The organism is Moraxella sp. 179-F 1C4 NHS, from assembly GCF_045370505.1.
Lineage (GTDB): Bacteria > Pseudomonadota > Gammaproteobacteria > Pseudomonadales > Moraxellaceae > Faucicola > Faucicola tetraodonis.
Genome location: NZ_JBIQEC010000055.1, coordinates 1 through 2,707, shown reverse-complemented (window position 1 = coordinate 2,707; position 2,707 = coordinate 1). Strand labels below are relative to the sequence as shown.

2 pseudogenes are annotated in these 2,707 nt (G+C 38.3%); one reads left to right on the top strand and one right to left on the bottom strand.

Annotation, left to right across the window (positions count from 1 at the left end):
* Nucleotides 1-81: 81 nt before the first annotated feature.
* Nucleotides 82-1,893 (top strand): annotated as a pseudogene (locus ACH0AB_RS11715) (ATP-dependent helicase); the annotation flags it as partial.
* Nucleotides 1,894-2,407: 514 nt separating this feature from the next.
* Here ACH0AB_RS11715 and ACH0AB_RS11710 read toward each other — a convergent pair.
* Nucleotides 2,408-2,707, bottom strand: a pseudogene (locus ACH0AB_RS11710) (S1 family peptidase); the annotation flags it as partial.

Genomic DNA, 2,707 nt, shown 5'->3' with positions numbered 1-2,707 from the left:
TTCTCATGAGTTTTTTATGTTACTTGAATTTGCTTAACACATTATTTTATCAGCTTTTTTAATCGTGAACAGGTTCTAAGTATTTTACGCAGATATCCCAAGGTCTTCGATCTAAAGGGCTTTAATGTCATCGACCGTGATGACCAAATCATGATGTTCAAACTGCTACGTGGTAAGCTCGAAGATAAACGTGCGAAAGAGGCAGCAGCAAAGAATAGTCAAACATCGACAGGTAAAACTATTACCTTTCAAGTTAAAAAAGCCGCTCAAACTATTAGCGAAATACTACCTAAACCCAAAGAGCTTGTTGACTTATATTCCTACTCGCGTAATACCCAAATCTCACTCAAAGACGCGCTATATAAGCAATTGCCAGATTTTCAGCCTGCATATGAGGAAATCAAAGCAGTCATGAAAGATTATGAAGCGCAAAAGCAAGAACGTCATTATCTCGATTACGATGATATCTTGGAATATGTTGCACGCTATTTAAATGCCGATGATTGGCTACTTGAACGAGTCACTGAAAACACCAAGTATCTGCTCGTCGATGAGATGCAAGATACCAATCCGCTGCAGTGGTTACTGCTGCAACCCTTTATTGGACGCACGCAGCTATTTTGTGTTGGGGATGATGCCCAGTCAATTTATGGCTTTCGTGGGGCAGACTTTGAAAACATTCATAGCTTTAAAGAAAGAGTACCTGATGCCGAAGTGCTAACACTGGATTTAAATTATCGCTCAACTCAAGAAATTCTAGATTTATCCAATTGGCTACTGGATCGAAGTGAGCTTGATTATAAAAAACGGCTTACCGCACATCGCGGTGAAGGGATTAAACCGGTACTGCATAGTTTTGGTAATGAGTTCGATGAAGCCCGATTTATCGTCAGTGATTTAAAAAAACGTTATGAGAAAGGGGCACCGTGGCATCATCATATGATTTTGCTTCGCTCAGCGTTTTCAGGTCGACAAGTGGAAAGTGCGTTAATTGCTGCAAATATTCCGTACGTGTTTATTGGCGGCACCAAATTACTGGAAGCGGCGCATGTTAAAGACTTAATCAGTATGCTACGAGTGACGGTTAATTATCTAGATGAACTCGCTTGGATTCGTTTTTTAACGCTATGGGATGGCATTGGCGATGCTGGGGCAGGGAAGCTCGTTAATGAGTTTTTAACCTTACCAGACTTGAATGCTTGCATTGCGGTGCTTGATAAGAAAAGCAAAGTACCAAAACCTGCTATTGAAGCACTTAAGGAACTTGCTAAGCTACAGGAACTGCCAGAGAAAAGCATTGATATCGCCTTTGATGCGTTAAGTGACCAATTGCAAAAGAATTATGAGAAAAAGGACTGGGAAAGCCGTGCTCGTGATTTTGATTTAATCAAACAACTTGCCATGCGACATGGCACATTAGCTGACTTTATCGAGGCTTATATTTTAGATCCAATCTCCCATAGTGAAGTGAGTAAACAAGATAATGATGATTTGGTGACGCTGATTACCATTCATTCCGCCAAAGGGGCAGAACGCGAAGTCTGCTATATCGTCAATGCATCTGTGGGACAATATCCGCATATGCGCGCTCAAGATAGTTTTGAAGAAGTAGAAGAAGAACGCCGTGTCCTGTATGTAGCGATGACGCGTGCAAAAGATGAACTGATTATCACACGGCAAAACTTAAATACCTGGGCGACCAATCGGGTTGATGGGCAAAATCGGACGATTGAGAGTTATTTCTTGAGTGAAGTACCGACTAATTTGTTGCCAAATGATATTGGCTTTAATTCATTTAGTGGTTTTAGATCTGATAATTCGTTTCATCAACCGCTGAAGAAAAAACCTAAAATCGGTATTGATTTTGATGATGATTATTATTTTGATGATTAGGGGATGAGAAAACCTCTTTTTAAGTTAACTAATTTACCAAACTAAACTTTATCTAGTATTATACTCATGTTGTATTTATCATAATTAATCCAATTTAATACTATGATTTGAAAAAATGATAAAGTGTTACCAATAGCTGCAATTTGTTGAGCGAAGATATTTAATAAGTTATAAAAAATTGATTAGGAATGGATTTCTTTTAAATGACAGCTCAAATACCTGAAACGTTAATATATAGAAATAAAGTTTTAGCTATGACGTGTACACCACTTGACGGCTATTTAGAAGCTAATAATATTAATCTTGAAAAATTTAATAATGGTAGGTGTTCTGCGTTGTGGAGAGGTTATATAGGTACTTGGAGAATTGAAAATAGTCAGATATTCTTAAATAAGATTCAAAATCTAAGTAACGAAAATATTAATTTACAAGATTTAATTCCAAATAAAAAACATTTCTGCGAATGGTTCACAGGTCAAATAACAGCATACTTTTTGACCCACAGCCAAATTTTTTATACCCCACAGCCAACTAACCACAAAGCAGATTTACTTTGTTTAGTAATCTGAGGCGTGGATAGCGGTGTTTGGCTAATATCATGGGTAAGCTCGCTCACATTAAGACCGCAACTGGTTAAAAGCGCAGATAATAATTGATATTTGACTGCATAATTCATGTTCTGGGTATTGGCAATGGTATGAGTAACCATACCGACGACTTCGCCTGTGGGAAGCAGGAGCGGACTGCCACTTGAGCCAGGCTGAATTGGCGCAGTAAACTGCATAAAACGAATATCATTGCCAATGCCTTGTAG